We start from the raw sequence: 23,101 nt of genomic DNA, 5'->3' as shown, positions 1-23,101 counted from the left end.
GTAGAGGCGGTTGTTGGTGGAGGTGACCCACTCGCAGAACTGCGCCCAGCTGCTGGCGCCGGAGCGCTGCTGGAGAGTGGTGGTCATGAGAACAGGTGATGGGTGCTCGAAAGAGCAGGTAAGTAGGTCGGCAGAAGCTCTCCTGGGCAAAGCCCGGAAGCAGGAACGGCCGCGGGACGGAACCCCGTCGCTGCTTAACGTAACAGAACGTTGCGGGGTTTGTGAAGAGGGGTTGAGTGTGGTGAACCGACCTTGCGCCTGGCGCCGGCCCCCTCGGCGTCTCCTTTCGGCTCGCGGGCGATGAGGGGTCGATCAAAGCTGGTCACCTGGAGCCCGAGCGTCACCCTGGTGCCCACCTCCAGCTGCTTCAACCACTGCGGCTACTGCGGCTTCCGCCAGACGCCCCACCTACAGGATCCCCTGGCGGACGCCCTCACAGAGCCCGAAGCGCAGGCCAGCCTCGAGCGCCGCCCCGGGGCCCGGGAGGTGCTGTTGCTCAGCGGTGAGGTGGCCCCGCAGGCGCCCCAGCGCCGGCCATGGTTGGCGCTGCTGCTGCGCCTCAGCCGACTGGCCCTGGCCAACGGCCGCCTGCCCCACACCAATGCCGGCCCTCTCTCGCTCCACGAAATGGCGGCTCTGGGGCGCCTCAATCCCTCCATGGGCCTGATGCTCGAAGGTCTGGGCCCGGTCTGGCAGCGCTGGCATCGCCAGGCCCCCAGCAAGCGGCTGGAGCTGCGCTTGCTGCAGCTGGAGCAGGCCGGCCGCCTCGGCATCCCCTTCACCACCGGCCTCCTGCTCGGGGTGGGCGAGAGCCCCAGGGATCGGCGCCAGGCCCTGGAGTTGATCGCCCTGCTGCAGGCCACCTGGGGCCATGTGCAGGAGGTGATCCTGCAGCCCTACCGCCCTCCCGGTCTGTCGCCGGCTGAGCTCGACCCGGCCCGCTGCGACGAACTGCTTGATCTGATCGGCGAGGCCCGCCACATCCTGCCGCCGGAGGTGCACCTGCAGCTGCCCCCCAACCTCTGGCCGCGACAGCGGCTGCTGGAGGCCCTCGAGGCCGGCATCGATGACCTCGGCGGCATCGACGGCGATCGGGATGTGATCAATCCCGCCTATGCCCAGCCCTCGCCTGAGGCGCTGACACGGCAGCTGGCGGCAGCCGGCTGGGAGCTGCGCCCACGGCTGTGCGTGCACCGGCCCTGGCTGGATCGGTTGCCGTCGCCCCTGCGGCAGCGGGCGCAGGCCATGGCCCAGCAGCTCGATCGCCCTGGTTAGTGTCGCGCCATCGCAGACGAGAGTGACGGCCGTTGAGCACCACCAGTTCCCACAGGGTGCTGCTCGTGAGGCTGCCCTGCAATCCGATTTTTCCGATCGGCCCCGTCTATCTCGCCGACCATCTGCACAAGCAGTTCCCCGATCTGCCGCAGCGGTTTCTCGACTTGGCCGCACTGCCGGTGCTGGATGTGGAACGCATCCTGGCCGCCGTGGTGGACAGTTTCCGCCCCACCGTGCTGGTGTTCTCCTGGCGTGACATCCAGATCTATGCCCCGGTGGATGGCCGCAGTGGCAACCCCCTGCAGCACTCCTTCGAGGTGTTCTACGCGCGCAATCCGCTCAAACGGCTGCGCGGAGCCCTGGGCGGCCTGGGCCTGATGCGGGCCTTCTACGCCGAGCTCTGGCGCAACCTGCGGCTGGTGCGGCAAGGGGTGAAGCGCGCCCGGCGCTATCAGCCCGAAGCCCGGGCCGTGATCGGTGGCGGTGCTGTGAGTGTGTTCTATGAGCAGCTCGGGCGGCAGCTGCCCGCTGGCACGGTGGTGTCGGTGGGTGAGGGCGAACCCCTGCTGGAGAAGTTGATCAGGGGCGACTCCCTGGCCGGAGAGCGCTGTTTTGTGGCCGGCGAGGAGCCCCGCCCGGGCCTGATCCATGAGCAGCCGGGCAGCCTGGAGAAAACGGCCTGCAACTACGACTACATCGCCTCGATCTGGCCCCAGCTCGACTGGTACCTCGAGGGGGGTGATTTCTACGTGGGCGTGCAGACCAAGCGGGGCTGCCCCCACAACTGCTGTTACTGCGTGTACACGGTGGTGGAGGGCAAGGCGGTGCGGGTGAATCCCGTTGAGGAGGTGATCGCTGAGATGCGGCAGCTCTACCGCCGCGGCGTGCGCGGCTTCTGGTTCACCGATGCCCAGTTCATCCCCGCCCGGCGCTACATCGAGGATGCCAAGGCCTTGCTGCGGGCGATTCAGGCTGAAGGCTGGGACGACATCCGCTGGGCCGCCTACATCCGCGCCGACAATCTCGATGCCGAACTGGCCGAGCTGATGGTGGCCACCGGCATGGAGTATTTCGAGATCGGCATCACCTCGGGATCCCAGGAACTGGTGCGCAAGATGCGCATGGGCTACAACCTGCGCACTGTGCTCGAGAGCTGCCGGCTGCTGGCTCGGGCCGGCTTCCGACACCATGTGTCCGTGAACTACTCGTTCAACGTGATCGATGAGCGCCCCGAAACCATCCGCCAGACCGTGGCCTATCACCGCGAGCTGGAGCGCATCTTCGGCGCCGACAAGGTGGAGCCGGCGATCTTCTTCATCGGCCTGCAGCCCCACACCCACCTGGAGCAGTACGGCTTCGAGCAGGGCCTGATCAAGCCGGGCTACAACCCGATGAGCATGATGCCGTGGACCGCCCGCAAGATGCTCTGGAATCCCGAGCCGATGGGCAGCACCTTCGGCCGCATCTGCCTGGAGGCGTTCGACCGCAATCCCGGCGACTTCGGCCGCACGGTGATGGACCTGCTGGAGCGTGATTACGGCCTGGCGCCCCTGGATGAGGCCCTCAGGGCTCCGGTGGAAGGCCGCCGCGCCCTGGCGAACGCGGTGCGTTGAAAGCCTGCGCGGCCAGAAACGGAGTCTTGAGCCGACTCCCTCCCTAGCTTGGAGCACCGCGATCCCGCTGCACGGTGCGTTACGAGTGGGTCGAGCAACATGCCGAGGAGGACTGCGGCGCCGCCTGCCTGGCGACGGTGGCCCGGCACCATGGCCGCCGGCTGGCCCTCTCCCGGGTGCGGGAACTGGTGGGCACCGGCACCCGGGGCACCACCCTGCTGGGTCTGCGCCGGGGGGCTGATGCTGTTGGTTTCCATGCCCGGGCCGTTCGGGCTGACGGGGCTCTGCTCGATCGCCTGGAGGCGTTGCCGCTGCCGGCGATCTGCCACTGGCAGGGCAACCACTGGGTGGTGCTGTACGGCCGGCAGGGTCGCAAGCTGGTGATCGCCGATCCGGCCGTCGGCATCCGCCGGCTGTCCCCTGAGGAGTTTCGGGAGGGCTGGGGCAACGGCGTGCTGCTGTTGCTGGAGCCAGACCTCAACCGGCTGCTGCAGCAGCCGCAGGAAGAGCGGCTGCCGTTCCTGCGCTTTCTGCGGCTGGCCTGGCCCTACCGGGGTCTGCTGCTGCAGGCCCTCGCCATCAACGTGGTGATCGGCCTGCTGGCTCTGGCCATGCCGCTGCTGATGCAGCTGCTCACTGATGACGTGCTGGTGCGCCGGGACAACCAGCTGCTCACCAGTCTCGGCCTGGCGATGCTGTTTCTGTTTGTCTTCCGCAGCGTCATCAGCCTGATCCAGGGCCACATCGTGGGTCATTTCGCCCAGCGCCTTCAGCTGGGGATGGTGCTGGAGTACGGCCACCGGCTGCTGCGGTTGCCGATGACCTATTTCGACAGCCATCGCAGTGGCGAGGTGGTGAGCCGGATCGGCGACATCAGCCGCATCAATGCCCTGATCAGCGATCTGGTGCTGGGCCTGCCCAGTGACTTCTTCATTGCCTCCATCTCGCTGGTGGTGATGCTGATCTACAGCCCGCCCCTCACGGCCGTGTCCCTGCTGGCCTTTGGCGTGCTGATCGCCGCTGGCCTGCTGTTCCTGCCGGCGCAATACGAAAAGAGCCGCCGGCTGATTGTGGAATCGGCTGAGAACCAGGGCTTTCTGGTGGAGATCTTCCGGGGTGCCCAGGTGCTCAAAACCACTGAGGCTTCGCCCCAGGCCTGGGATGAGTACCAGCGCAACTTCGGCAGCGTGGCCCACCTGCGCTGGGATGCCCTGCAGCTCTCGCTGTTCAGCGGCACCACCACAGGGCTGTTGTCACGCGTCACCACCCTGGCCCTGCTCTGGTATGGCAGCAGCTTCGTGATCTCGGGCCAGCTCTCGATCGGCCAACTACTGGCCTTCAGCGGCATGAGCGGCAATGTGCTCGGCTTTCTGGAAGCCCTCGTCGACTTCACCGACGACTACCTCACGGCCAACGTCGTGATCCGGCGGCTGTCGGAGGTGCTGGAGGGCAGCCTCGAGGACCCGAAAGCGATGGACAAGCCGTGGGTGGCCCTGCCCCAGGCGTGCGAGATCGACTGCCGCAACCTCAGCTTCCACCACGCCGGACGGCTCGATCTGCTCAGCAACCTCAACCTCACCCTGCCCGGGGGGCGCTGCACCGCCTTGATCGGTGAATCCGGCTGTGGCAAGAGCACCCTGGTGAAGCTGCTGGCCGGCCTCTATCCACCCCAGAGCGGCTCCATCCACTACGGACCCTATGGCCGCCACGACATCTCGCTGGAATGCCTGCGCCGCCAGGTGGTGCTGGTGCCCCAGGAGGCGCAGTTCTTCAATCGCACGATCTTCGAAAACTTTCGTTTTGCCTATCCGGATGTGAGCTTTGATCAGGTGGTGGCGGCCTGCGACCAGGCCCTCGCCGATGAGTTCATCCGCGACCTCCCCGATGGCTACCAGACCGTGCTGGGCGAATTCGGGGCCAATCTTTCGGGCGGCCAACGCCAGCGCCTGGCGATCGCCCGCGCGCTTGTGTCTTCCCCCTCGGTGTTGATTCTGGATGAGTCCACCGCAGCACTGGATCCAGTGCTGGAGCGCCGCTTGATGGACAATCTGTTGGCGGCACGCCGGGGACTGACCACAGTGATGATCAGCCACCGCCCCAGCGTCATCCATCGCTGTGATTGGCTCGTTTACCTGGAGCGAGGCCATGTTGTTTCCCAGGGTCGGCCGCAGGACCTGGGCAGCAGCGCACCCCTGGCCCCCTACCTCCTGCCGGCATGAGCGAGCAGCTGCGCCCGGCCTCCGTTCAGGAGTTCCTGCCCTCGGTGCGTCCCTGGGTGCGCCTGGCCGGCGCCGTGCTGGTGGGGAGTTTCCTGGCCGGCGTGGCGCTGATGGCGGTGTGGCCCTACCGGGTGGTGGTGAGGGCCTCTGGTTCGGTACGTCCCAGTGGCGAGACCAGCCTGGTGCACGCGCCGCGGGATGGGCGGGTGAGGGAGATCCGCATCCAGTCCAATCAGCAGGTGGAACGGGGTGAGGTGCTGGCGGTGATGGACCCCGACGATCTGGAGGGCAGGGAGCTGAAGCTGCAGCAGGGCGGCACGTCTCTCGACAACCAGCTGGCGGCGCAACGCAGGGAGAACACGGCTGCCCTGGAGGCGGCGCGACTGGAAGTGGAGAAGGCCCGGGCCAGCCTTGATCTGGCCCGTTCGGAGTACCAGCGCTACAGCCAGCTCGTCAGCAGTGGTGCCGCCTCCCGCGAGCAGATGGAGGAGAAGCGCGCCAGCCTGAGCGTGGCGGAATCCAACCTGGCCAAGGCCCAGCGGGATGTGGAGCAGCAGCAGTCCCGGGGAGAAAATGCCCTGGCGCGCCTGGGCCAGCAACAGAGCGAAAACCAGGCCGAACGGGCCCAGCTCAGCCGTGATCTCGGACGCCAGCTGATCAGGCGCCGGTGGGTGGGGTGATCTTCTCCCTCGCCCTGCGCAACCCCCTCCAGGTGGTGACGGCCGGCCAGGAGCTGGCGCAGATCGCGCCCGAGGGAGCGCCGTTCCTGGCGAAGGTGCTGGTGTCGTCTTCGGACATCGCCAACGTGGAGGTGGGCCAGCGGGCCGATCTGCGTCTGGCGGGCTGCCCCTTCCCCGACTTCGGCACCCTGCGGGCCGAGGTGGTGTCCGTGGCTCCCGATGCGGCCGCGGCTGCTGCGGCCCCGGGCGGGGCGGCGGCCAGCGGCTATGCGGTGACGCTGCGCCCGGAGCAGACCGAGCTGCGCTCATCGTCCCGGAGCTGCGGGCTGCGGCTGGGCATGGACCTCACCGCTGACATCACCACCCGGGTCGAGACCGTGCTCCAGTTCCTGCTGCGCAAGACCAGGCTGCTGGTGGGGCTGTGATGGCGGGTGGCTCCATCGCCGTTCAGGCGTGGTGAGGTCGGCGCTGGCGGTTGCCCGCCCAGCCTCAACGGGAACACAACAGGGCGGGTAAGAGTTTTCTTGCCGCTTTCCTGTCGTTTTCTTGCCAACCGGCTTCTAAGTTCTTCGAGTTGAGTTGATCAAGCGAAACAGCCAGTGCATACATAATCCACGCAAGACGTGACATTGCTGGGGCTCAATCTGCTTTCTGGAGCAGAGAGCTTCATCCACGATCTCAACCCAGAAGATGAAGCCTCAATCGCAGGCGGCAATCGCAGGCGCAGCCGCAGCCGTCGCCGCAACCTCCGCAGCCGTCTGCGCAGCCGTCGCAGTCGTCTGCGCAGTCGCCGCAGGCGCTAGGAGGAGGGTTAACCCAGCCTGTCCATGGCCGCCACCGCAGGAAAACGGTAAGACCACTCTTACCGTTTTCCTGCCGTTCTCTTGCCGTTCAGCCGTTACACTCCCTTCAATCCAGCCAGGAAGGCCGGACAGGTGGAAGGCTAGGCTGCAGATCGCAGATCGCAGATCGCAGATCGCAGAGCACTGATGATCTCGCGCCGCCAACGGTTCTCTCCATCGCTCAACCAACCCTGGCCCTTTGCCGGAACGGAGTCATACCGCATGAACACCCAACCCACCACCGACGTTGCCTTGCTGGGCCTCGACCTGCTGCTCGGGCCCGATAGCCTGATCAGCGAGCTCAGTCCCGAAGATGAGGCCTCGATCTCGGGTGGCCGCCGTCGCCGCAGCCGCATCAGCCGCCCCAGCCGCCGCAGCCGTCCCACGCGCCGCCGCCGTCGCAGCCGCCCCAGCCGTCCCAGCCGTCCCAGCCGCAGCTTCAGCCGCAATCGCAGGCGCCGTTGAGCAAGCCACTGACAGTAGGGGCCCCTCCCTGTCGTGAGCTTCAGACCCCGGGGCTGCTGGATGGCAGCCTCGGGGTTTTTCTATAGCCTTGATCAAGCCGCTTGGGGCTGGGGATGGTCGTTGACGTGGTGAGTCTGGAGTCATGGTCGTTCGTTTGAATTCGGCGGGCATCCACGAGTATTTGATGCATCAGGGCCTGTGCGATTCAACGGATGTTGTTGAAGACGTTCAACAGTTGCTGGGCAAAAATCTGAATCTGCTGGTGCAGATCAGAAAGCATGATGCCCCACCTTCAAGCGCCAGTCAGTTGCTGATCAAGCAGGCGCCGATCGGCCGCACTGAGCTTCCCAGGCAGGATTTTGAAGAGGAATGGAGAATTCACCAGCTGCTGGCCTGCCACGAACCACTGTTGCCCTTGCAGGCCTTGCTGCCGCAGGGTCTCAAGTTTGATGCCGACAATGCCATTCAGATCTTTCGATACCTTGGGCCCTATAGCGATCTGGGCGACTTCTATGACGATGCCGAGCAGTTTTCCGCCAAGATCCCTGTGGCCATCGGTAGCGCCCTTGCCACGCTGCACCAGGCCACTTTTCAACGCCAGGACTACCATCTGGAATTAGACCCAGAAAGCGCTGGACATGAGGTTGAACCACCTGACTTCCGTGACGAGCTTGAAAATCTGACTCCAGAGATCCTTCGGCAGATCTCGATTGATGGCTTGAAGTTCTACAGGCTGTATAACCGCTCAAAGGAGCTCTCAAAGGCCATTGCTGAGTTGGAGCATGACTACGAGCCATGCTGTCTGGTCCACCATGACTTGAAGTTCAGAAATATCTTGCTTCACGATGATTGGTTCCGCTGGCAGCCCCCGCCCTGCCTGCCTGCTGCTGTCGAGGCGTTGTGTCTGCCCGATGCACAGGGCCTTGTACGCCTGATTGATTGGGAGCAGTGGGCATGGGGAGACCCGGCCTTTGATGTTGGCGCCCTGGTGGCTGAGTATCTGCGGCTGTGGTTGAAGAGTCTGGTGCTCAGCCGCGATGTAGACCTGTCGGTGGCCTTGCAACTTGCTGCTGTGCCCCTGGACAGGCTTCAGCCCTCCCTCTCGGCTTTCATGCAGGCCTATCTGGCCCAGTTCCCGGGAATCCTGGCTGCGTTTCCGGCCTTTCCGGAACGGGTGCTTCGCTTCGCAGGCCTGGGTTTGATTGGAGCGATTCAGGATCGCCTGCACTATCGGGAGTCTTGTGGAAATCTGGAAATCGCGATGCTGCAGGTGGCCAGGTCATTGCTCTGCAATCCCGAAGCGGCCATGGTCACGGTGTTTGGCCGCAGCCATTTTTCACCTGACGACTTTCAACCTCCCGGCCCCGAGCCTGACCTTGAGCCAGACCGTGGAGGCATCGGCAGCACGTGTTCTGCCGCCCCATCTCCTCTGGACACGTTGGAGCTGCAGGCCGAGGTGCCTCAGCCTCACTGGCTGCAGCATGGCTCTGGCCAGGAGGCCCTCGCCGATCTGATCAACCATGTTCGCATTGAGCCTCCATTGATTTGTCATCCGGCCTATGCAGACCTCGATCTGGTGCACCCAGGGGAGCCTGTGAGCACGGGAGTGGATCAACGGCAGCAACGCTTGAGCAAGCTGCCCGAGCAGCTCCGCCAGGCCTATGTCGTTGGTCAAGTGAGAAACTACCTGCATGATATCTACTTCAGCGGAGAGCAGGAGAGGAAGAGCGCCGGCTCTGGGGTGACCAAGGAGTTCAAGAACGATGCTGTATCAGGACTCAACGTGGATTACTTTCATCGGATCCAGCTGGCCAATGGCGGCACTGGCTTCCTTGACTCCGACTGGGTGGTCATCGGCTGGGATGAGCATCGTGCCCAGGTCGAGAAGGATGGTCTGCGGCTTTGGGTTGATCCCAATATTGATCTGGTGTTGCAAGACGGCTTGAAGGCAGGCTGCGGCAGTGCCGAGCTGCGCCGGCCGCTGTGGGGACAATGGTGGTGTTGCGGCTGCCCAATGCCGTTCTGACGGAAGAGAGCTACAGCGCGATTGGCAATGCGGGAGAGCCAGCTCTCGATCAGGCTGGTATCAGCATCTACTTCAATATCAGTGCTGAAGGTGCTCTTGTGCTGATGGATGTTCTGACCAAGGCCCTGAATCCGCGGGATTTTCCCTTTGCTTTGACCATCCTCACCGATCCTGAGTCCTACAGCCGATACAATAGTGCCACCTTGATGATTGAGGCCGCTCACTACGAAGCCGTCCGCGCGCTGCTCTGCCAGCACCTGGTCAGACTGCAGCCCCATCTGAGCCATCCGATTCCCCTGTTCACCTGGCCTCTAGCCCCTGGCATCGGTCTGGCCGAATCCCCACAGGGCCAGGACGACTTCGGTCTGGATCGGTGTCAGATCCTGGCCGAAGCGTTGATCCTGGCTGATGCCAGTCCCCAGTCCCGGCGGCAAGCCATCCAGGACAAGTTTGCGGAGCGCAAGCTGAACTGGCAGCGCCCCCACCTCAATCCTGGGTCAGACTCCCAGTACCCACCCCTGCAGCCAGCGGCCCCTGTCGGGGCCGCAACTGTCCATCCCAACGAACCAGCGATCAGGATGCGATGCGAATTCTATTGATTGAAGATGATTCTGGGATCTCCAGGTTCATTCAGCAAGGACTGAGCGAGGCTGGCTATGCCATTGACGTGGCTTCTGATGGCCCCGAAGGCGTGCGGTTTGCCGAGGCCGCTGACTACGATGCCGTCGTGCTGGATGTGCTGCTGCCCGGCCAGGATGGCTTGAGCGTCCTGAAGATCCTGCGCCAGCGGGGGCTTCAGACCCCGGTGCTGCTGCTCACGGCCCTGGATACCGTCGAAGACCGGGTGCTGGGTCTGGATGCAGGGGCTGATGACTACCTGACCAAACCATTTGATTTCACAGAGCTGCTGGCGCGCTGCGGGCCTTGCTGAGGCGCCCGCCTCTGCATGCGGATGTTGTGCTCAAAGTGGGTGATCTGAAGATGGACACAGCCCACAGGATCGTCAAGCGGGATGAGCACCAGATTGATCTCAGCCCACGGGAGTACTCCCTGCTGGAATACCTGATGCGCAATGCAGATCACGTTCTCAGTCGCACCCAGATTGCCCAGCATGTCTGGAGTTTTGACTTCTATGGCGACTTCAAAGTCATTGATGTCTATGTTGGCTACCTGCGCCGAAAAATTGATCAACAGGGGTCCCCTTCGCTGATCAGGACTGTTTGGGGTTCCCCCGATTCCGTGGACACTGATCAGGGGTTCACAGGAGTGAGTGTACGGGCAGTGATGAACTGCTGCTCGTAGTCGATCGGACTTAGGTAACCGATCGTTGAATGGCGCCGTTCCCGGTTGTAGTAGCCCTCGATCCAGAAGGCCAGATCCCGCTGCAGCTGCTGGGGTGAGATCAAGGTGTCTCGATTGTCATCGAGACCGAGCTCCAGTTCATGGTGGAGAAGAAGCTCTCCACCACAGCGTTGTCCCAGCAGCAGCCCTTGGCGGACATGCTGCGGACGATCTTGCGCTCCCTCAGCAGGTCGCCGTAGTCGGTGGCCCGGTACTGGSYGSMYTGATCCGTGTGCAGCAGCAGCTGCTCCGGTTCCACCTGCCGGTGGCCGAGAGCCCGGTTGAGGGCCTCAACCACCAGGGCGGCATCCATTCGCTGATCGAGCGCCCAGCCGACCACCCGGCGGCTGAACAGATCGATCCAGACGGCGAGGTAGCGCCAGCCGGCGGTGGTGCGGATGTAGGTGATGTCGCCCGCCCAGCAGCGATTTGGAGCCGGGGGCTGAAAGTCCTGCTGGAGCAGGTTCTCCACCACCCCAACGGCTCCTCTGCTGGCCCTGGAGCAGGGCCTGAACGGCTTGCGGGTCCTGGCCCTCAGCTCGGCCCGCTGCATGAGCCGGGCAACGCGGTGGCGCCCGATCCGCCGGCCTGAGGCCCGCAGCTCCTGGTGGATCCGGGGCGAGCCGTAGAAGCCCCGGTGCTCGCCGAACACCGCCTTGATCTCAGCGGTGATCAAAGCGTTCTCGGCCGCCCGCTTTCCCGGCGCCTCCTGCCGCTGCCGCCAGGCGTAGAAGCCGCTGCGGGCCACACCCAGCTGCCGGCACAACCAGGCCACCGAGTGCTGAGCGGCCAGCTGATCGATCAGGCGAAACCTCTCGGCGGCAGCTGCTCTTTCGCAAAGTGCGCTGCCGCCAGCCTGAAAAAATCCTTCTCTCTCCTGAGCTCTCGAACCTCCTTGCGGAGCCGGCTGAGTTCAGCGCGCTCCTCGCTGGTGAGGAGGCCCTGGTCGCGGGGACCGGCCTGGCCTCGATCAATGCGGGCCTGCCGCACCCAGCGGGCCAGGCTGCTGGAGGGAAGACCAAGCCGCTCAGCGACGGCATTGCAGGAGAGGCCCTCCTGCAGGCAGAGCTCCACGGCCTCCGCTTTCTGCTGCGCCGTGAACCGACGCCTGGTTCTGGTGGGGTTGGTCATCGATGGACAGTCTGGTGGTCATGACGTGACCCTTACCGACCTGTCCTCAAAACCGGGGGAACCCCAACTCCGCTCAGGGTGGAGAGTTCGTCGGCTGCTTCGCGGAAAGCCCGCGGGTTGGAGCGAACCCACTTGCCATCGGCACGGTCGTCTTCCCGCCGTAGCCCCAGCTTCAGTTCGACCCAGCGCGCCAAAGGGTGGCGGCGCAGGCTCTCGACATCCCCGGTGAGGGCCTTTCCTTCAAGGGCCTGGCGCAATTCTTCTTGACCGGGATGCTCTCCTTCGGTGACACGTTCCAGCGTTTCTGTGACAACGTTCTCAGCCGGAATCGTGGTGCCGAACAACTTGCTGGCGACCGACGCCACCAGGGCATTGCGCTCGTCGGCGCTGCCCTCGCTGGCCATCGTCGCTGAGGTGCCGATGCAGATCAGTTTGTGATCGGGCGACAGACGTTGCCGTACTCGACGCACGAGCATCGCCACATCCGCGCCTTGTCGGCCCCGGTAGGTATGGAGCTCATCGAGCACGAGAAACTCCAGCCCCTGGGCCGCACGGATCACCTGCTGATCCAAGGGATTCTGGCGGGTGAGGATGTATTCCAGCATCACGTAGTTCGTGAGCAGGATGTCGGGGGGATTGTTCTGGATCTTCTCCCGTTCTTCTATCGACTCCTGGCCTGTGTAGCGAGCAAAGGTGACACGCTCAGAGCCCTTGGGAAAACCAAGGCAGAGATACTTCTCAAGCTCCTTGTATTGGCTATTGCAAAGGGCGTTCATCGGGTAGATGATGATCGCTCGAATCCTTTTGCTGGTGTCTCCATTTTCCTTGGCTTCGATGATGCGTTGCACCATCGGCAGGATGTAACCGATCGACTTGCCTGAACTGGTGCCGGTGGTGATGATTGCGCAGCCACCAGCGAGCACGATCCTGAGCGACTCCAACTGGTGCAGGTGCAGCTGCAGTTCCTGCCCCTCGCCGTTCTCCTTGCCCCAGCGGAAGATCTGCTGGCACTCCGGGTGCAGCAGGCCCTGCTCAACAAGCTCGCCAATGCACCCCCCGCCCACGAAGCTGGGGTTGAGCTGAATCAGCGGAGAGGGCCAGTACTCCTCATCCCCATAGCGGCCATCCACGAACTCGCGGATGTCATCGGCCCTGATCGTGGTGAAGCTGCGACTGAACTGTCCGTAGTCCTGGACGACCCGGTCTCGGAAGGAGAAGACGTCCATCAGCGGGTGGCCCCCAGCAGAACGGAAGGCTGGGCCTGCATCTTGAGGGGGAACGCTCGTCTCCGGGCAGTCTGCGCCCTGCAGCCGCTCCTGGAAACCACTAGCGCTGAAGTCGCACGATCAATCCGCGCCGCTATGAACCAAACACATACCTTCTCCACCGGGAACCTGGCTGCTTTGGCTGTCTGCTTGGTCATGCCCCCTCCCTGGTGATCAGTCCTGGCAGGCAGCGCAGCTTCTTCGCGGTGTGGGCCAGCACCGCCTGCTGTCGCCAGCCGGCCGGCAGCACCAGCCACAGCGGAAGGTGCAGTGGAACCGCCAATGGCAGGCGCAATAGCGGCTCCCACCAGTAGGCGGGCTCCAGCTCGGCCAGGGGCATCGCTAGAGGTGAGCATTCCAGGCGCTGCAGCCACTGGGCAGTGGTCTGGCAGGTGTTGCCCACAGTTTTCATGCTGAGTCCGCGCTCCGCCAAAGCCCGCTGCAGGCCCTGCGCCACCACGCGATTCGGCACGAGCACCAGAGGAAGGGGGGTGCTTCGCTCCGGCGCCATGTTGCTGGCCTCCGCCAGACCCAGCGGCAGCGCGCCCAAGGGCAGCAGCTCCAGCTCACTGGTGTTCAGCCGTTCGTTGCCCCGCAACTCCACCAACCCTGAGACCAGGGCCCCATCGAGCACGCCCTGGCGCGGGCCTCGTCGCCATCGCCATGGCGCAGCAGGTATTGATCGATGGCCTCACGGATGCACGCACTGCGGCTCATGCCCAACTGCTGCCCCACCGTGTCGAGCCGTTGTTCATGGCTGCACGGCCCCGCCGAGCTTGTCGGCGTGCAGGGCGTACGCGGCGGCGATCTGATCAACCAGGTCTGTCGCCCCAGCGGTACTCAGCAAACACCGCATCCCACTGGCGCGGATCCTCGCCGAACACCACCACTCTCAACCCTGCGGCATCGAGGGCCGAGCGCTGGCGTTCATCCAGCTGCTGCTGCAGCGGCTGCTTGTGGTGCGGCCCATCCACAAACACCAGCGCGCCGGCCTCCACGTCGGTGAAGTCGGGCACCACGGAGTGATCAAGCACCGGCGCCTGAACTGGGGGAGCCCCACCATGTTTTTCTATCCTCAATATCTGACTTCCCGCCTATCCCTGTGGTGTTGAGTCGGGAGAATCTGAACAGCACCTACCGCGAGCTATGCAACTGCTACAAGAGCTCGATTCGCAGCCGCGGGCAGCACCGCAGCCTGGCCAACAAGGCACGAGATGAAAAGGCACCGCTCAAGCAGCGCTTGCTGGATCTCGCCGCCCTGAAAGCCTCCGTTCGCAAGGACGTGTACGAAATGCTGGGGATCGTAACGCCCTGGCTGGTGACATTGAAGACGCTGGCGACGATCTGGTGAATGAATTCGGCCGCTACAAGCTTGGCCGTAGGACCTATCAGGGGGCTCCTTTCTTGGCGGCCTGGTTCAAGCGGTGATCCGCTTCATCAACTGCTGAACCCACACCAAAGAGAAGGTGGTGCAGCTGGACCAGAAACGCCAGGAGTTCATCGAGAAGACCAAGGAGCTCCCGCCGCTCACCTTGGGGGGCAATGGCCACAAGGGCCCCGTGAGCCAGTCAGAACCGGTTGCGCCAGCAAGGGTGGAGACGGAGGCCCATGGGCCAGATCACTGACAGCCTGCGGGCCACGCTGCGAGAGCTGGCCCAGTCCGATGCCCGCCTCTACCGCGGTCTGCAGGAGGAGCTGGGCGACACGCCCCAGGCCACCAGCCCTCCAGCACCGGTGCTGGAGGGTGATGCCCCTGCCAGTCGGGAGGAACTGGCGGGCTTGTCCATCGCTGCGCTCTGGACGCTCTGCAAGGCACGCGGGATCAAGGGCCTCTGCAAAGGCCCGGTGGAGAAGCAGGTGGACGCCCTGCTCAGCCATCCCGCAGGTCCCTCCCTGCGCAGCGCGCTTCCCGTCAAAGCGGCCAAGGGCGGCAGAGCCAGTGGCAAGTTGGCAGCCAGCGTCAGGAGCAGCGGCAAGGCCAGCAGCAAGGCCAGCAGCAAGGCCAGCGGCCCTGAGCTGCAGCAGCTGGAGCAATGCCTGGATCGGTTGGAGCAGCTGGTGGCGTTGATCGCCCAGCAGGTTGGCGTGTCCTATGAAGCGATCGAGCGGCTGCTGCCTTCCGCCCCCCATCCCTCTGAGGTGGCAGGGCGATCAAACCAGCTTCAGCGCTCTATATTCGCTATTCGCGAATGGCGAATTGCCGTCTCCGACGTTGGCCCGCTCCCCCTCCAACCCTCAGCTCGTCCTGCGTCCACAGGATCTGGTGGTGCTGCTGCGCCTGACCCTTGATCAAGGCCCGGCGCCCACCTATGAGGCCCTTGGCGGCGAACTGGGTATGACCGCCTCTGAGGCCCATGCGGCGATCAAGCGTGCCATAGCCGCCAAGCTGGCGATCAAAGATGCCGATGGCAAGCCGTCGGTGGTGCGTGCGGCCCTGAAATCGTTTGTGCAGCACGGCGCCCGCTACTGCTTCCCGGCCAGCCAGGGCGGTCTCTCCCGCGGCGTTCCCACTGGTTACGCCGCCTCCCCCCTCAAGGAGCAGATCCGGCCGGGCAACGACCCGCCTCCGGTCTGGCCGTGGAAGAAGGGCACGGCCCGTGGCATCGCCTTCTACCCCCTCTACCCCAGTGTCCCCGAGGCGGCGGCGCGCAACCCGGCGCTGGGGGAGTTGCTGGCTCTGTTTGACGCAGTGCGAGGCGGCAGCGCCCGTGAACAGGCCCTGGCCGTGGCCCTGCTCGAGAAGCGACTGCAGCCATGAACCCCAACGATCCCAACGTCAGCCTGCTCGAACGGGCGGCCGAGCATCTTGGCGATGCCCTGCTCGAGCAACTGGTGTTTGTCGGCGGGGCGGTGGCCGGCGTGCTGATCACAGACCCCGCCATGCCGGACATCCGGCCCACCCAGGATGTGGATGTGATCTGCCGAGTTATCGCCAGAGCCGACTACTACCAGCTGGGGATGCAGCTGAGGGGGCGAGGCTTCCAGGAAGACACTCGGCCCGGCGCACCCCTCTGCCGCTGGTGCATCGAGGAGATCATCCTCGATCTGATGCCAACCCAGGGCGAGATTCTTGGCTTCTCCAATCGCTGGTATCCCCTGGCGGTGGACACCGCCCAGCCTCAGGTGTTGCCGAGCGGCCGCTCGATTCAGATGGTGAGCGCACCGGTGTTTCTGGCCACCAAGCTGGAGGCCTTCCACGGCCGCGGCCAGGGAGATTTTCTTTGCAGCCATGATCTGGAGGATCTGATGGCGGTGGTCGATGGTCGTGAGTCGCTGCCGGAGGAGTGTCGCCTGAGCCCGCCTGAGCTGCGGAGCGAGCTCGCAGCACAGTTCAAAGACCTCTTGGCGACGCCCGCCTTCATTGAGGCACTTCCTGCGTTCCTCCCACCTGATCAGGCGAGCCAGCAACGGCTACCGGACCTGCTGGAAACGCTTCGTGCGATCGCAACTCTGGCTGAGCCATGACCTGATCCCTCCCGGCAGATGGGGCTCCAGAGGATGCCAGCTACTCCGGCAGCTTGGTGATGAAGCGCCGGCTCAGGTGGGTCTTCACCGCCTTGACCAGGGCCTGGCCGTAGGCAGAGGCCTGGCCGTCTGAGGTGGTCACATCCAGCTGCACCGTGCTCGTCGTGCCCCCCTGCTTCACCCGCAAGGTGTCGCCGACGCCGATCAAGAGCACCGCGGCCTGCCGGGGTTTCGCGACCGCGTGCACAGGCAGCAGCGAGCGCTCCGCTTTGCAGATCAAGGCGCCGGCCTCGCCCGCGCGCGGTGCTCCTGCGGGCTGATGCCGCGCACCCGCTTGAACGCCGTGCTGAGCGCGAAAGGCGTGCTGTAGCCGAGCGCGTGGGCCACCGTGCCGACGCTCGCCTCCGGATCGCAGAGCATGTCGGCGGCGAGGGCGAGTCGCCAGCTGGTCAGGAACTTCATCGGTGACTCCCCGACGACGTCCTGGAACCGCCGTGAAAGCGCGGCGCGCGAGGCTCCGACCTCCCGCGAGAGCTTCGCGAGCGTCCAGGGACACGCCGGGTCGTCGTGCATCGCCTGCAGCGCACGACTCACCACCGGGTCGCTCTGCGCCCGGTACCAGGTCGGGCTGTCGGCATCGGGTCGCGTGAACCAGGCGCGCAGGATCGCGATCAGCAGGAGGTCGATCAGACGATCCAGCACGGCGGCCTGGCCAGGACCCTCCTTGGCCATCTCGTCGCACAGCAGGGCGATGAGCGGCGAATTCCACCTGTCGTTCGACAGCGACAGCAGCGGCGGCAGGGCGCGCAGCAGGCGGTCGCTGATGTCGCTGGTCGACTCGTAGGCGCCGACGAGCATCAGCGTCGAACCGTTCGGGTCGTTGCCCCAGGTCCGGGCGCCGTGCATCAGCTCAGCCTCGATCGACTCGCCGTCGCGGTTGCAGCAACGCTGGCCGGGGTGGATCACAATCTCGGGCACCGTCGCCGGATTGTCCGCGACGTTGTAGTGAGCCGGTGCGCGGGTCACGGCGACATCACCGGCGTCAAGGCGCACCGGCTGGCCGTCGTCGGGGACGACCCAAGCGTGTCCGCGCACGATCGCCAGCACCGTGATCGGCGACTCGGCGATGATCCGCAGCGACCACGGCGGCGTCATCACGGTGCGGAGCGAGAAGGCGCCCCGCGCGCGCGGACCGTCGAGCAGACCTGCGAATGGATCCATGGCCGGCACGGTATTGGCTGGACGCTCGGATATGGAACTGAGCCTCTCGGCGATGGCCCAGGCGGCGCTCCCCGCAGAGGATTCAGAGGCGCCCTCAACAGGCTCGGCAGGCCGGGCTGGGGGTGAGACCCACCACCACCCCATCCACCTCATGCAGAACACGAATGTCAACGGCACGACCCTGGTGATCGGAGCGAGCGGCAAGACCGGCCGTCGCGTCACGGACCGCCTCATCGCCGAGGGACGGCGGGTCCGGCCCGTCTCCCGCTCCACGCAGCTGCGCTTCGACTGGCAGGACGACAGCAGCTGGGCCCCAGCCCTCGACGGCGTCGAGGCCGCCTACATCACCTACTTTCCCGACCTGGCGCTGCCCGGGGCGGCCGAGACCGTCGATGCGTTTGCGCGCCTTGCCGTCGCGCGCGGCGTGCGGCGCCTCGTTCTGCTCTCCGGCCGCGGCGAGGCGGGTGCCCAGCGGGCCGAGCGCTACCTGCAGAACTCCGGCGCCGATTGGACGATCGTCCGCTGCGCCTTCTTCAACCAGAACTTCGACGAGAATTTCGTCGACTCCGTGCGGCACGGGATCGTGGGGATGCCGGCGGGCGACACCGCCGAGCCATTCGTCGACGCCGACGACATCGCCGACGTCGTCGTCGCGGCGCTCACCGATGACCGCCACATCGGCGAGCTCTACGAGCTGACAGGCCCGCGCCTGCTCACCATCGCCGAAGCCGCCCACGCGCTCGGTGTCGCCATCGGCCGCGAGGTGCGCTACATCCCGCTGACCGCCGAGCAGTTCGGCGCCGAGCTGGGCGCGCACGGGATGCCGGAAGCGGACGCCACGCACCTCGCCGAGCTGCTCAGCGAGGTGCTCGACGGCCGCAGTTCCCACCTCGGCGATGGCGTGCAGCGGGCGCTGGGACGCCCGGCCCGCGACTTCGCCGACTACGCGCGGGACACGGCCGCGACGGGCGCGTGGAACCCTGAGGCCGTGGCGGCGTGACAGCGCTGTTCGCGCTGCTGCTGGTCGCAGCGGTGCCGCCCACCTGGCGTAGCTGAGGATCCCGAGCTGCTTGACCACCAGGATGCGGAGGCCGGAGATCAGCAGGATCTGACTCTTCGTGCCACCGCCCAGGTGTCGCGGGGAGTGCCCTCGGGCCAGTGGGAGTGATCGAGCTGACGCGTTTGCCGCAGAGGTGACACAGTTGGCGGCACTGGTCTTCACCACAGCAGAGCACTCCCTTGAAACGGAACACCGTTTCGGGGAGCTGGTTACTGCCCCCCCGCCAGCGCATCAATGCGCTGCGCGAGCTGCAGGTCGAGGTTCGAGAGGCCGCCGGTGTCATGGGTGGTGAGATCCACTGTGACCCGGTTCCAGACATTGCTCCACTCGGGGTGGTGGCCCATGGACTCCGCCACCAGGGCCACCTGGGCCATGAAGCCGAAGGCGGCCACGAAGTCTGTGAAGCGGAATTCGCGGTGCAGCTTGCCGTTCACCAGGCTCCAGGCCGGCAGGGTGCTGGCGAGATCGGCAGTCTGCTGGGGGGTGAGGGGAATGGCGGCCACGGCTCATACGCAGAACTGAGGCCATGTTGGCGCAGGCTCAGGCGCTGGGGCCGAACAGGATCGGACGCCGGGTGGGAACGGCGTCTTCGGCGTCGCTCCAGTCGATGCGGCAGGTGATGCTGCGCTGGCCTTCCTCGCCGGAGCGCCAGAAGTGCATCCGGGTGACGATCGAATCGGCGGGCCTCAGCATCTGGGCACGGTTGCAGGCGTCCACCTCAGAGATGGAGGAGGTGTAGGTCTCGCTGCCCCTCAGCGGTTGGGGGATCGGCTCGGCGACGGCCTCCGGGGCGGTGCTGGGCTCAGCCTCGGCCGGCTGGGCCCTGAGGGGAGCGCCGGCCAGGCCCCAGCAGCACAGCACGGACAGCAGGGAAGAGGAGAGGAGGGAGCGGATCATGGACCGAAGCGGCGGCAGGCCTGGGTGGGCTGGAGGCAACGTAGGTCCAATGGCCGGCAGGACAACGCCAAACCTGGAACCCAGGCACCTTCAGGCCCCGATCAGATGCAGGCTCAGCCGCCGCCGCTGCCCGGCCCGTCGGTGCTCCCAGAGGTACACGGCCTGCCAGGTGCCGAGCAGCAGGCGCCCCTGCTGGAAGGTGAGGCTGAGGCTCGTGGCGGTGAGGGCCGTGCGGATGTGGGAGGGCATGTCGTCGGGCCCCTCGTCGTTGTGGCGGTAGGGCTGCCAACCGCTCTGGCCGGGCAGAGGGGCCACGCCCGCCTCCGGTGCCAGGGCGGCAAAGGCCGCCGTGAGGTCGTGCAGCACCCGGGGATCGGCGTTCTCATTGATGGTGAGCGAGGCACTCGTGTGCTGGCACACCAGGGTGGCGGTGCCCAGCTGCAGACCGCTGGCGGCGATCTCGAGGTTGAGGCTGCCGGTGAGGTCGGTGAAGCCGGCGCCGGCGGTGTCCACCTCAAGCACCTGCATCGACTGGCTCAGCATCGGGACCCGCGGCGCAATCTCCCTAGCATCGCGCCACTGCCACCAGCCCATTGCGCATCCTCTACGACGGCGGCTGTCCGCTCTGCCTGCGGGAGGTGCGGCTGCTGCGGGCCCGCGACCACCAGCGCCACGGGGATCAGCCCGTGCTCGCCTTCATCGACATCGACGCCGCCGGCTACGACCCCAGCGCCCACGCGGGCATCACCTACCGCGACGCCATGGGCACCATCCATGGCATCAGTGGCGATGGAGAACTGCTCAGCGGTGTGGAGGTGTTCCGCCGCGCCTACGGCCTGGTGGGCCTGGGTTGGATCTATGCCCCCACCCGCTGGCCCCTGGTGCAGCCCCTGGTGGAGAGCCTCTACCGGCTCTGGGCCCGCTGGCGGCTGCGGCTCACCGGCCGCCCTGGCCTGGAAGAGCTCTGCCGGAACCGCTGTGCGGTCTCGAGCGTTGCGGAGCCGGCCCTCGGCGGCGTCAGAACCACCGCCGCAGCTGAGCCGCCGCCAGCTGCACCTCGCGCATGAACAGCAGCACCGCCACCATCAGGCAGAGCATGGCGGCCACGAACAGGGGCACCACCACCAGCGCCAGGTCGATGGCGGTGACGACACTCACAAACACGATCGCCACCACTAGCGCCACCAGCAGGATCGTCACGGTGCAGAGCTCGATCGCCTTGAGCACCAGGGTCATGCGCCGCTTCTGCAGCTGCAGCTCCTGCTTCGACTGCCTCGCCCTCGAGACAGTGGCATCGCCCATCTGCTCCTGCAGGCGACGGGAGCGATCGACAATGCGGGCCAATCGGTTGGTGAGCACCACCAGCAGACCGCCGATGCCGGCCAGCAGGAACACTGGCGCCACCGAGAGCTGGATGGCCCGTGCCAGGGTCTCCACCGTTGCCGTCTGCGCCGCCGCCAGGAGTGGATCAGGTGCCAGCAGCAACGGCATCGCAGGGCCACAGTGGGTGCCGTGAAGCTACCGGGCCAGGTGCCATGACCAGCATCAGCTGCCACTACAGCGGCTCCCTGGGCTGCAGCGCGGTGCATGGGCCCTCCGGCGCCACCCTCCACACGGATGCTCCCGCCGACAACCACGGCCAGGGCGGTGCCTTCTCCCCCACCGACCTGATCGCCACCTCCCTGGCCACCTGTCTGCTGACGATCATGGGGCTGGTGGCCGAACGCCATGGCTGGCGCATGGAGGGGGCCTCGGCCCGGGTGGAGAAGACCATGAGCCAGGAGCTGCCGCGCCGGATCGCTGCCCTGGAGGTGTGGCTGGTGCTGCCGGCCTCCCTGGAGGCCGGCGCGCGGGCCACCCTGCAGCGCGCCGCCGAAGGCTGTCCGGTCAAGGCCACCTTGAAGGGCGCCGTGCCGATCACCCTGCACTGGGATACGGCCTGAGCCACCTCACCCCGTCCAGCCGCCATGCTGAGCAGCTCTTCCCCCATCCCCATGAGCGCAACGGGCACGGCCCTGGCCCAGCTGCGGGCCTATCTGCACGAAACCCGCCTGCTCGGATCGATCAGCAGCGCCCTCTATTACGACCAGAACACGGTGATGCCTGCGGCCGGCGCGGCCTGGCGGGGCGAACAGCTGGCCCTGCTCGCCACCGAGCTGCACCGGCGCCAGGTGGCGGCTCCCTACGGCGACCTGCTGCAGGCCGCCGAGGCTGAAGCTGAAGCCACACCCCCCGAGGCCGGCCAGGCCGCCGTGAGCCGCAACCTGGAGCTGCTGCGCCAGGACCTGGAGCGCCAGCGTTGCCTCGACCCCGCCCTGGTGGCCGCCCTGGCGAAGGCCCGCTCGCGGGGCTATGCCCTCTGGCAGGAGGCCCGCGCCAAGCAGACCTTCGCCCTCTTCGCCCCGGCCCTGGAGGAGATGATCGGGCTGCGGCGGCATCAGGCAGGCCAGCTGGCCGCCGCCGAAGCAGCCGGCAGCAGCCCCTGGGAGATCCTGGCCCAGCCCTTCGAGCCGGACGTGCGCCAGGCCAGGCTGCAGGAGCTTTTTCTGCCCCTGCGCGAGCAGCTGCCCCGGCTGCTGGAGGCTGTGCGCAGCGCCCCTGGCCCGGCCAGCGAGGCGGTGGACATCCCTGAACCGGTGCAGGACAACCTCTGCGAGGCCCTGCTGCAGAGCTGGGGTTACGACCCCAGGCACTGCCAGCGCTCGCGCTCGCCCCATCCTTTCTCCTGCACCCTCGGCCCCGCCGACTTCCGCATCACCACCCGGGTGGTGCCCGGCCAGCCCCTCTCCGCCTTCCTGGCCACGGCCCATGAGTGGGGCCACTCGCTCTACGAGCAGGGCCTGCCCCGTGGCGATGACCACTACTTCCCCTGGCCCCTGGGGGAGGCCACCTCCATGGGGGTGCATGAATCGCAATCGCTGTTCTGGGAGTGCCGCATCGCCAGGGGAGAATCCTTCGCCAGCCGCTGGCAACCGCGCTTCACGGCGGCCCTGGGCCGCGATCCCTGGGGCGGCAGCCGCGGCTTCTGGCGGGCCCTCAACCCCATGCAGCCGGGGATGATTCGGGTGGAGGCCGATGAGCTGAGCTATGGCCTCCATATCGTGCTGCGCTTCGAACTGGAGCTGGCCCTGCTGGAGGAGGACATGCCGGTGGCGGAGCTGCCTTCTGCCTGGAACCGTCGCCACCAGGACCTGCTGGGCCTCACTCCGGCCAACGACGCCGAGGGCTGCCTGCAGGATGTGCACTGGAGCGAGGGACTGTTCGGCTATTTCCCCTCCTATGCCCTTGGCCACCTGATCAGTGCCCAGCTGGCCGAGGCGATGGAGTGCGATCTCGGCGGCCCCGGCGCCATCGAGGATCACGTCGCCCGTGGTGAGGAGGGGGAGCTGCGGCAGTGGCTGGGGCAGAAGGTGTGGCCGCTGGGCCGTCAGCTCAACGGCGAGCAGCTGGTGCAGCGGGTGAGCGGCAGGCCGCTGAGTGCCGGGCCCTTCCTGCGTTATCTGGAGCAGAAACTGGAGCGCCTCAGCGGCTGAGCCCCACCGCTGGAGTGGGGTGGCGCGGTGCCCTCCGTAGGATGCGCCACGCCGATCCACCTTGTTTC

At 66.1% G+C, this 23,101-nt stretch carries 30 protein-coding genes; 18 read left to right on the top strand and 12 right to left on the bottom strand.

Features of this window, described 5'->3' with window-relative positions; all coding sequences use genetic code 11:
• Positions 1-300 precede the first annotated feature (300 nt).
• From cofG to IQ220_RS16520, 10 genes are all read left to right on the top strand, one after another.
• Positions 301-1,275, top strand: a complete 975-nt coding sequence (gene cofG, locus IQ220_RS07845; RefSeq protein WP_193914150.1) for a 7,8-didemethyl-8-hydroxy-5-deazariboflavin synthase subunit CofG — start codon at positions 301-303, stop codon at positions 1,273-1,275.
• Positions 1,276-1,307: 32 nt separating this feature from the next.
• Complete coding sequence (locus IQ220_RS07840; protein ID WP_225875673.1) at positions 1,308-2,888, top strand: photosystem II high light acclimation radical SAM protein; 1,581 nt, start codon at positions 1,308-1,310, stop codon at positions 2,886-2,888.
• A gap of 74 nt (positions 2,889-2,962) precedes the next feature.
• Positions 2,963-5,107, top strand: coding sequence for a peptidase domain-containing ABC transporter (locus tag IQ220_RS16525; RefSeq protein WP_193914148.1), 2,145 nt, complete (start codon positions 2,963-2,965; stop codon positions 5,105-5,107).
• Positions 5,104-5,787, top strand: coding sequence for an HlyD family secretion protein (locus tag IQ220_RS15695; RefSeq protein WP_228008988.1), 684 nt, complete (start codon positions 5,104-5,106; stop codon positions 5,785-5,787). Before IQ220_RS16525 ends, IQ220_RS15695 begins: the two co-directional genes overlap by 4 nt.
• Positions 5,784-6,212 (top strand): HlyD family efflux transporter periplasmic adaptor subunit, encoded by a 429-nt coding sequence (locus IQ220_RS15690; RefSeq protein WP_370566378.1) that lies wholly within the window; start codon positions 5,784-5,786, stop codon positions 6,210-6,212. Before IQ220_RS15695 ends, IQ220_RS15690 begins: the two co-directional genes overlap by 4 nt.
• 639 nt (positions 6,213-6,851) lie before the next feature.
• Positions 6,852-7,094, top strand: a complete 243-nt coding sequence (locus IQ220_RS07825; protein ID WP_193914146.1) for a hypothetical protein — start codon at positions 6,852-6,854, stop codon at positions 7,092-7,094.
• Positions 7,095-7,236: 142 nt separating this feature from the next.
• Positions 7,237-9,120: a phosphotransferase gene (locus IQ220_RS07820; protein ID WP_193914144.1), complete on the top strand. Its 1,884-nt coding sequence runs from the start codon at positions 7,237-7,239 to the stop codon at positions 9,118-9,120.
• Positions 9,096-9,719: a T3SS effector HopA1 family protein gene (locus tag IQ220_RS07815; protein WP_193914142.1), complete on the top strand. Its 624-nt coding sequence runs from the start codon at positions 9,096-9,098 to the stop codon at positions 9,717-9,719. Before IQ220_RS07820 ends, IQ220_RS07815 begins: the two co-directional genes overlap by 25 nt.
• Positions 9,704-10,051 (top strand): response regulator, encoded by a 348-nt coding sequence (locus IQ220_RS15685; RefSeq protein ID WP_228008987.1) that lies wholly within the window; start codon positions 9,704-9,706, stop codon positions 10,049-10,051. Before IQ220_RS07815 ends, IQ220_RS15685 begins: the two co-directional genes overlap by 16 nt.
• A gap of 50 nt (positions 10,052-10,101) precedes the next feature.
• Positions 10,102-10,422: a winged helix-turn-helix domain-containing protein gene (locus tag IQ220_RS16520; protein WP_228008986.1), complete on the top strand. Its 321-nt coding sequence runs from the start codon at positions 10,102-10,104 to the stop codon at positions 10,420-10,422.
• On the opposite strand, the gene IQ220_RS07805 is transcribed toward IQ220_RS16520, so the two are convergent.
• The 6 genes from IQ220_RS07805 to IQ220_RS07780 all read right to left on the bottom strand — a co-directional run bounded on the left by IQ220_RS07805 (position 10,371) and on the right by IQ220_RS07780 (position 13,891).
• Positions 10,371-10,526, bottom strand: a complete 156-nt coding sequence (locus IQ220_RS07805) for an IS3 family transposase (RefSeq protein WP_193914140.1) — start codon at positions 10,524-10,526, stop codon at positions 10,371-10,373. The genes IQ220_RS16520 and IQ220_RS07805 overlap by 52 nt on opposite strands.
• On the bottom strand, positions 10,523-11,254 hold the full coding sequence (locus IQ220_RS07800; protein WP_228009016.1) for an IS3 family transposase: 732 nt from the start codon (positions 11,252-11,254) through the stop codon (positions 10,523-10,525). Before IQ220_RS07800 ends, IQ220_RS07805 begins: the two co-directional genes overlap by 4 nt.
• Before the next feature lie 8 nt (positions 11,255-11,262).
• Positions 11,263-11,592: a transposase gene (locus tag IQ220_RS07795; RefSeq protein ID WP_193914138.1), complete on the bottom strand. Its 330-nt coding sequence runs from the start codon at positions 11,590-11,592 to the stop codon at positions 11,263-11,265.
• Between the two features lie 32 nt (positions 11,593-11,624).
• Positions 11,625-12,818: a DEAD/DEAH box helicase gene (locus IQ220_RS07790; RefSeq protein ID WP_193914130.1), complete on the bottom strand. Its 1,194-nt coding sequence runs from the start codon at positions 12,816-12,818 to the stop codon at positions 11,625-11,627.
• A gap of 193 nt (positions 12,819-13,011) precedes the next feature.
• A complete protein-coding gene (locus tag IQ220_RS07785; protein WP_193914122.1) occupies positions 13,012-13,491 on the bottom strand; it encodes a hypothetical protein in 480 nt (159 codons plus the stop codon).
• Positions 13,492-13,669: 178 nt separating this feature from the next.
• On the bottom strand, positions 13,670-13,891 hold the full coding sequence (locus IQ220_RS07780) for a hypothetical protein (protein WP_193914120.1): 222 nt from the start codon (positions 13,889-13,891) through the stop codon (positions 13,670-13,672).
• A 74-nt stretch (positions 13,892-13,965) separates the two neighbouring features.
• On the opposite strand from IQ220_RS07780, the gene IQ220_RS07775 reads away from it, so the two are divergent.
• The 4 genes from IQ220_RS07775 to IQ220_RS07760 all read left to right on the top strand — a co-directional run bounded on the left by IQ220_RS07775 (position 13,966) and on the right by IQ220_RS07760 (position 16,322).
• Positions 13,966-14,208 (top strand): hypothetical protein, encoded by a 243-nt coding sequence (locus IQ220_RS07775; protein WP_193914118.1) that lies wholly within the window; start codon positions 13,966-13,968, stop codon positions 14,206-14,208.
• 257 nt (positions 14,209-14,465) lie between these two features.
• A complete protein-coding gene (locus IQ220_RS07770; protein ID WP_193914116.1) occupies positions 14,466-15,146 on the top strand; it encodes a hypothetical protein in 681 nt (226 codons plus the stop codon).
• Complete coding sequence (locus IQ220_RS07765) at positions 15,121-15,615, top strand: hypothetical protein (RefSeq protein WP_228008985.1); 495 nt, start codon at positions 15,121-15,123, stop codon at positions 15,613-15,615. The genes IQ220_RS07770 and IQ220_RS07765 overlap by 26 nt, the downstream gene beginning before the upstream one ends.
• Positions 15,612-16,322, top strand: coding sequence for a hypothetical protein (locus tag IQ220_RS07760; protein WP_193914112.1), 711 nt, complete (start codon positions 15,612-15,614; stop codon positions 16,320-16,322). Before IQ220_RS07765 ends, IQ220_RS07760 begins: the two co-directional genes overlap by 4 nt.
• Positions 16,323-16,362: 40 nt before the next feature.
• Here IQ220_RS07760 and IQ220_RS07755 read toward each other — a convergent pair whose 3' ends face one another.
• Positions 16,363-16,569 (bottom strand): hypothetical protein, encoded by a 207-nt coding sequence (locus IQ220_RS07755; RefSeq protein ID WP_193914110.1) that lies wholly within the window; start codon positions 16,567-16,569, stop codon positions 16,363-16,365.
• A 29-nt stretch (positions 16,570-16,598) separates the two neighbouring features.
• Positions 16,599-17,543 (bottom strand): AraC family transcriptional regulator, encoded by a 945-nt coding sequence (locus tag IQ220_RS07750; protein ID WP_193914108.1) that lies wholly within the window; start codon positions 17,541-17,543, stop codon positions 16,599-16,601.
• Between IQ220_RS07750 and IQ220_RS07745 the strand changes: the two genes are divergently transcribed.
• Positions 17,542-18,543, top strand: coding sequence for an NAD(P)H-binding protein (locus IQ220_RS07745; protein WP_228008984.1), 1,002 nt, complete (start codon positions 17,542-17,544; stop codon positions 18,541-18,543). The two genes, IQ220_RS07750 and IQ220_RS07745, sit on opposite strands and share 2 nt — an antisense overlap.
• A gap of 269 nt (positions 18,544-18,812) precedes the next feature.
• Here IQ220_RS07745 and IQ220_RS07740 read toward each other — a convergent pair whose 3' ends face one another.
• The 3 genes from IQ220_RS07740 to IQ220_RS07730 form a co-directional block, all read right to left on the bottom strand.
• Positions 18,813-19,106, bottom strand: coding sequence for a 4a-hydroxytetrahydrobiopterin dehydratase (locus IQ220_RS07740; protein ID WP_186696570.1), 294 nt, complete (start codon positions 19,104-19,106; stop codon positions 18,813-18,815).
• 37 nt (positions 19,107-19,143) lie between these two features.
• Complete coding sequence (locus IQ220_RS07735; RefSeq protein WP_193914106.1) at positions 19,144-19,500, bottom strand: hypothetical protein; 357 nt, start codon at positions 19,498-19,500, stop codon at positions 19,144-19,146.
• Between the two features lie 90 nt (positions 19,501-19,590).
• A complete protein-coding gene (locus IQ220_RS07730; protein ID WP_228008983.1) occupies positions 19,591-20,028 on the bottom strand; it encodes a secondary thiamine-phosphate synthase enzyme YjbQ in 438 nt (145 codons plus the stop codon).
• Between the two features lie 65 nt (positions 20,029-20,093).
• On the opposite strand from IQ220_RS07730, the gene IQ220_RS07725 reads away from it, so the two are divergent.
• Complete coding sequence (locus IQ220_RS07725) at positions 20,094-20,567, top strand: thiol-disulfide oxidoreductase DCC family protein (protein WP_193914102.1); 474 nt, start codon at positions 20,094-20,096, stop codon at positions 20,565-20,567.
• Here IQ220_RS07725 and IQ220_RS07720 read toward each other — a convergent pair.
• Positions 20,518-20,991, bottom strand: a complete 474-nt coding sequence (locus tag IQ220_RS07720; RefSeq protein WP_186696574.1) for a DUF2721 domain-containing protein — start codon at positions 20,989-20,991, stop codon at positions 20,518-20,520. The two genes, IQ220_RS07725 and IQ220_RS07720, sit on opposite strands and share 50 nt — an antisense overlap.
• A 44-nt stretch (positions 20,992-21,035) precedes the next feature.
• On the opposite strand from IQ220_RS07720, the gene IQ220_RS07715 reads away from it, so the two are divergent.
• On the top strand, positions 21,036-21,443 hold the full coding sequence (locus IQ220_RS07715) for an OsmC family protein (protein WP_193815093.1): 408 nt from the start codon (positions 21,036-21,038) through the stop codon (positions 21,441-21,443).
• 51 nt (positions 21,444-21,494) lie between these two features.
• Positions 21,495-23,033 (top strand): carboxypeptidase M32, encoded by a 1,539-nt coding sequence (locus IQ220_RS07710; RefSeq protein ID WP_193914100.1) that lies wholly within the window; start codon positions 21,495-21,497, stop codon positions 23,031-23,033.
• Positions 23,034-23,101 lie beyond the last annotated feature (68 nt).

Source organism: Cyanobium sp. LEGE 06113, assembly GCF_015207615.1.
The sequence above is the reverse complement of the archived record's forward strand: the minus strand, read 5'-3'. Positions and strand labels throughout refer to the sequence as shown.

Coding starts and splice junctions, on each gene's coding strand:
- IQ220_RS07790 (WP_193914130.1), bottom strand. CDS start 12,818: ATGGACGTCTTCTCCTTCCGAGACCGGGTCGTCCAGGACTACGGACAG.
- IQ220_RS07750 (WP_193914108.1), bottom strand. CDS start 17,543: ATGGATCCATTCGCAGGTCTGCTCGACGGTCCGCGCGCGCGGGGCGCC.
- IQ220_RS07745 (WP_228008984.1), top strand. CDS start 17,542: ATGGCCGGCACGGTATTGGCTGGACGCTCGGATATGGAACTGAGCCTC.
- IQ220_RS07720 (WP_186696574.1), bottom strand. CDS start 20,991: ATGCCGTTGCTGCTGGCACCTGATCCACTCCTGGCGGCGGCGCAGACG.
- IQ220_RS07795 (WP_193914138.1), bottom strand. CDS start 11,592: ATGACCAACCCCACCAGAACCAGGCGTCGGTTCACGGCGCAGCAGAAA.
- IQ220_RS07770 (WP_193914116.1), top strand. CDS start 14,466: ATGGGCCAGATCACTGACAGCCTGCGGGCCACGCTGCGAGAGCTGGCC.
- IQ220_RS07730 (WP_228008983.1), bottom strand. CDS start 20,028: ATGCAGGTGCTTGAGGTGGACACCGCCGGCGCCGGCTTCACCGACCTC.
- IQ220_RS07820 (WP_193914144.1), top strand. CDS start 7,237: ATGGTCGTTCGTTTGAATTCGGCGGGCATCCACGAGTATTTGATGCAT.
- IQ220_RS15685 (WP_228008987.1), top strand. CDS start 9,704: ATGCGAATTCTATTGATTGAAGATGATTCTGGGATCTCCAGGTTCATT.
- IQ220_RS15695 (WP_228008988.1), top strand. CDS start 5,104: ATGAGCGAGCAGCTGCGCCCGGCCTCCGTTCAGGAGTTCCTGCCCTCG.
- IQ220_RS07825 (WP_193914146.1), top strand. CDS start 6,852: ATGAACACCCAACCCACCACCGACGTTGCCTTGCTGGGCCTCGACCTG.
- IQ220_RS07710 (WP_193914100.1), top strand. CDS start 21,495: ATGAGCGCAACGGGCACGGCCCTGGCCCAGCTGCGGGCCTATCTGCAC.
- IQ220_RS07760 (WP_193914112.1), top strand. CDS start 15,612: ATGAACCCCAACGATCCCAACGTCAGCCTGCTCGAACGGGCGGCCGAG.
- IQ220_RS16520 (WP_228008986.1), top strand. CDS start 10,102: ATGGACACAGCCCACAGGATCGTCAAGCGGGATGAGCACCAGATTGAT.
- IQ220_RS07715 (WP_193815093.1), top strand. CDS start 21,036: ATGACCAGCATCAGCTGCCACTACAGCGGCTCCCTGGGCTGCAGCGCG.
- cofG (WP_193914150.1), top strand. CDS start 301: ATGAGGGGTCGATCAAAGCTGGTCACCTGGAGCCCGAGCGTCACCCTG.
- IQ220_RS07735 (WP_193914106.1), bottom strand. CDS start 19,500: ATGATCCGCTCCCTCCTCTCCTCTTCCCTGCTGTCCGTGCTGTGCTGC.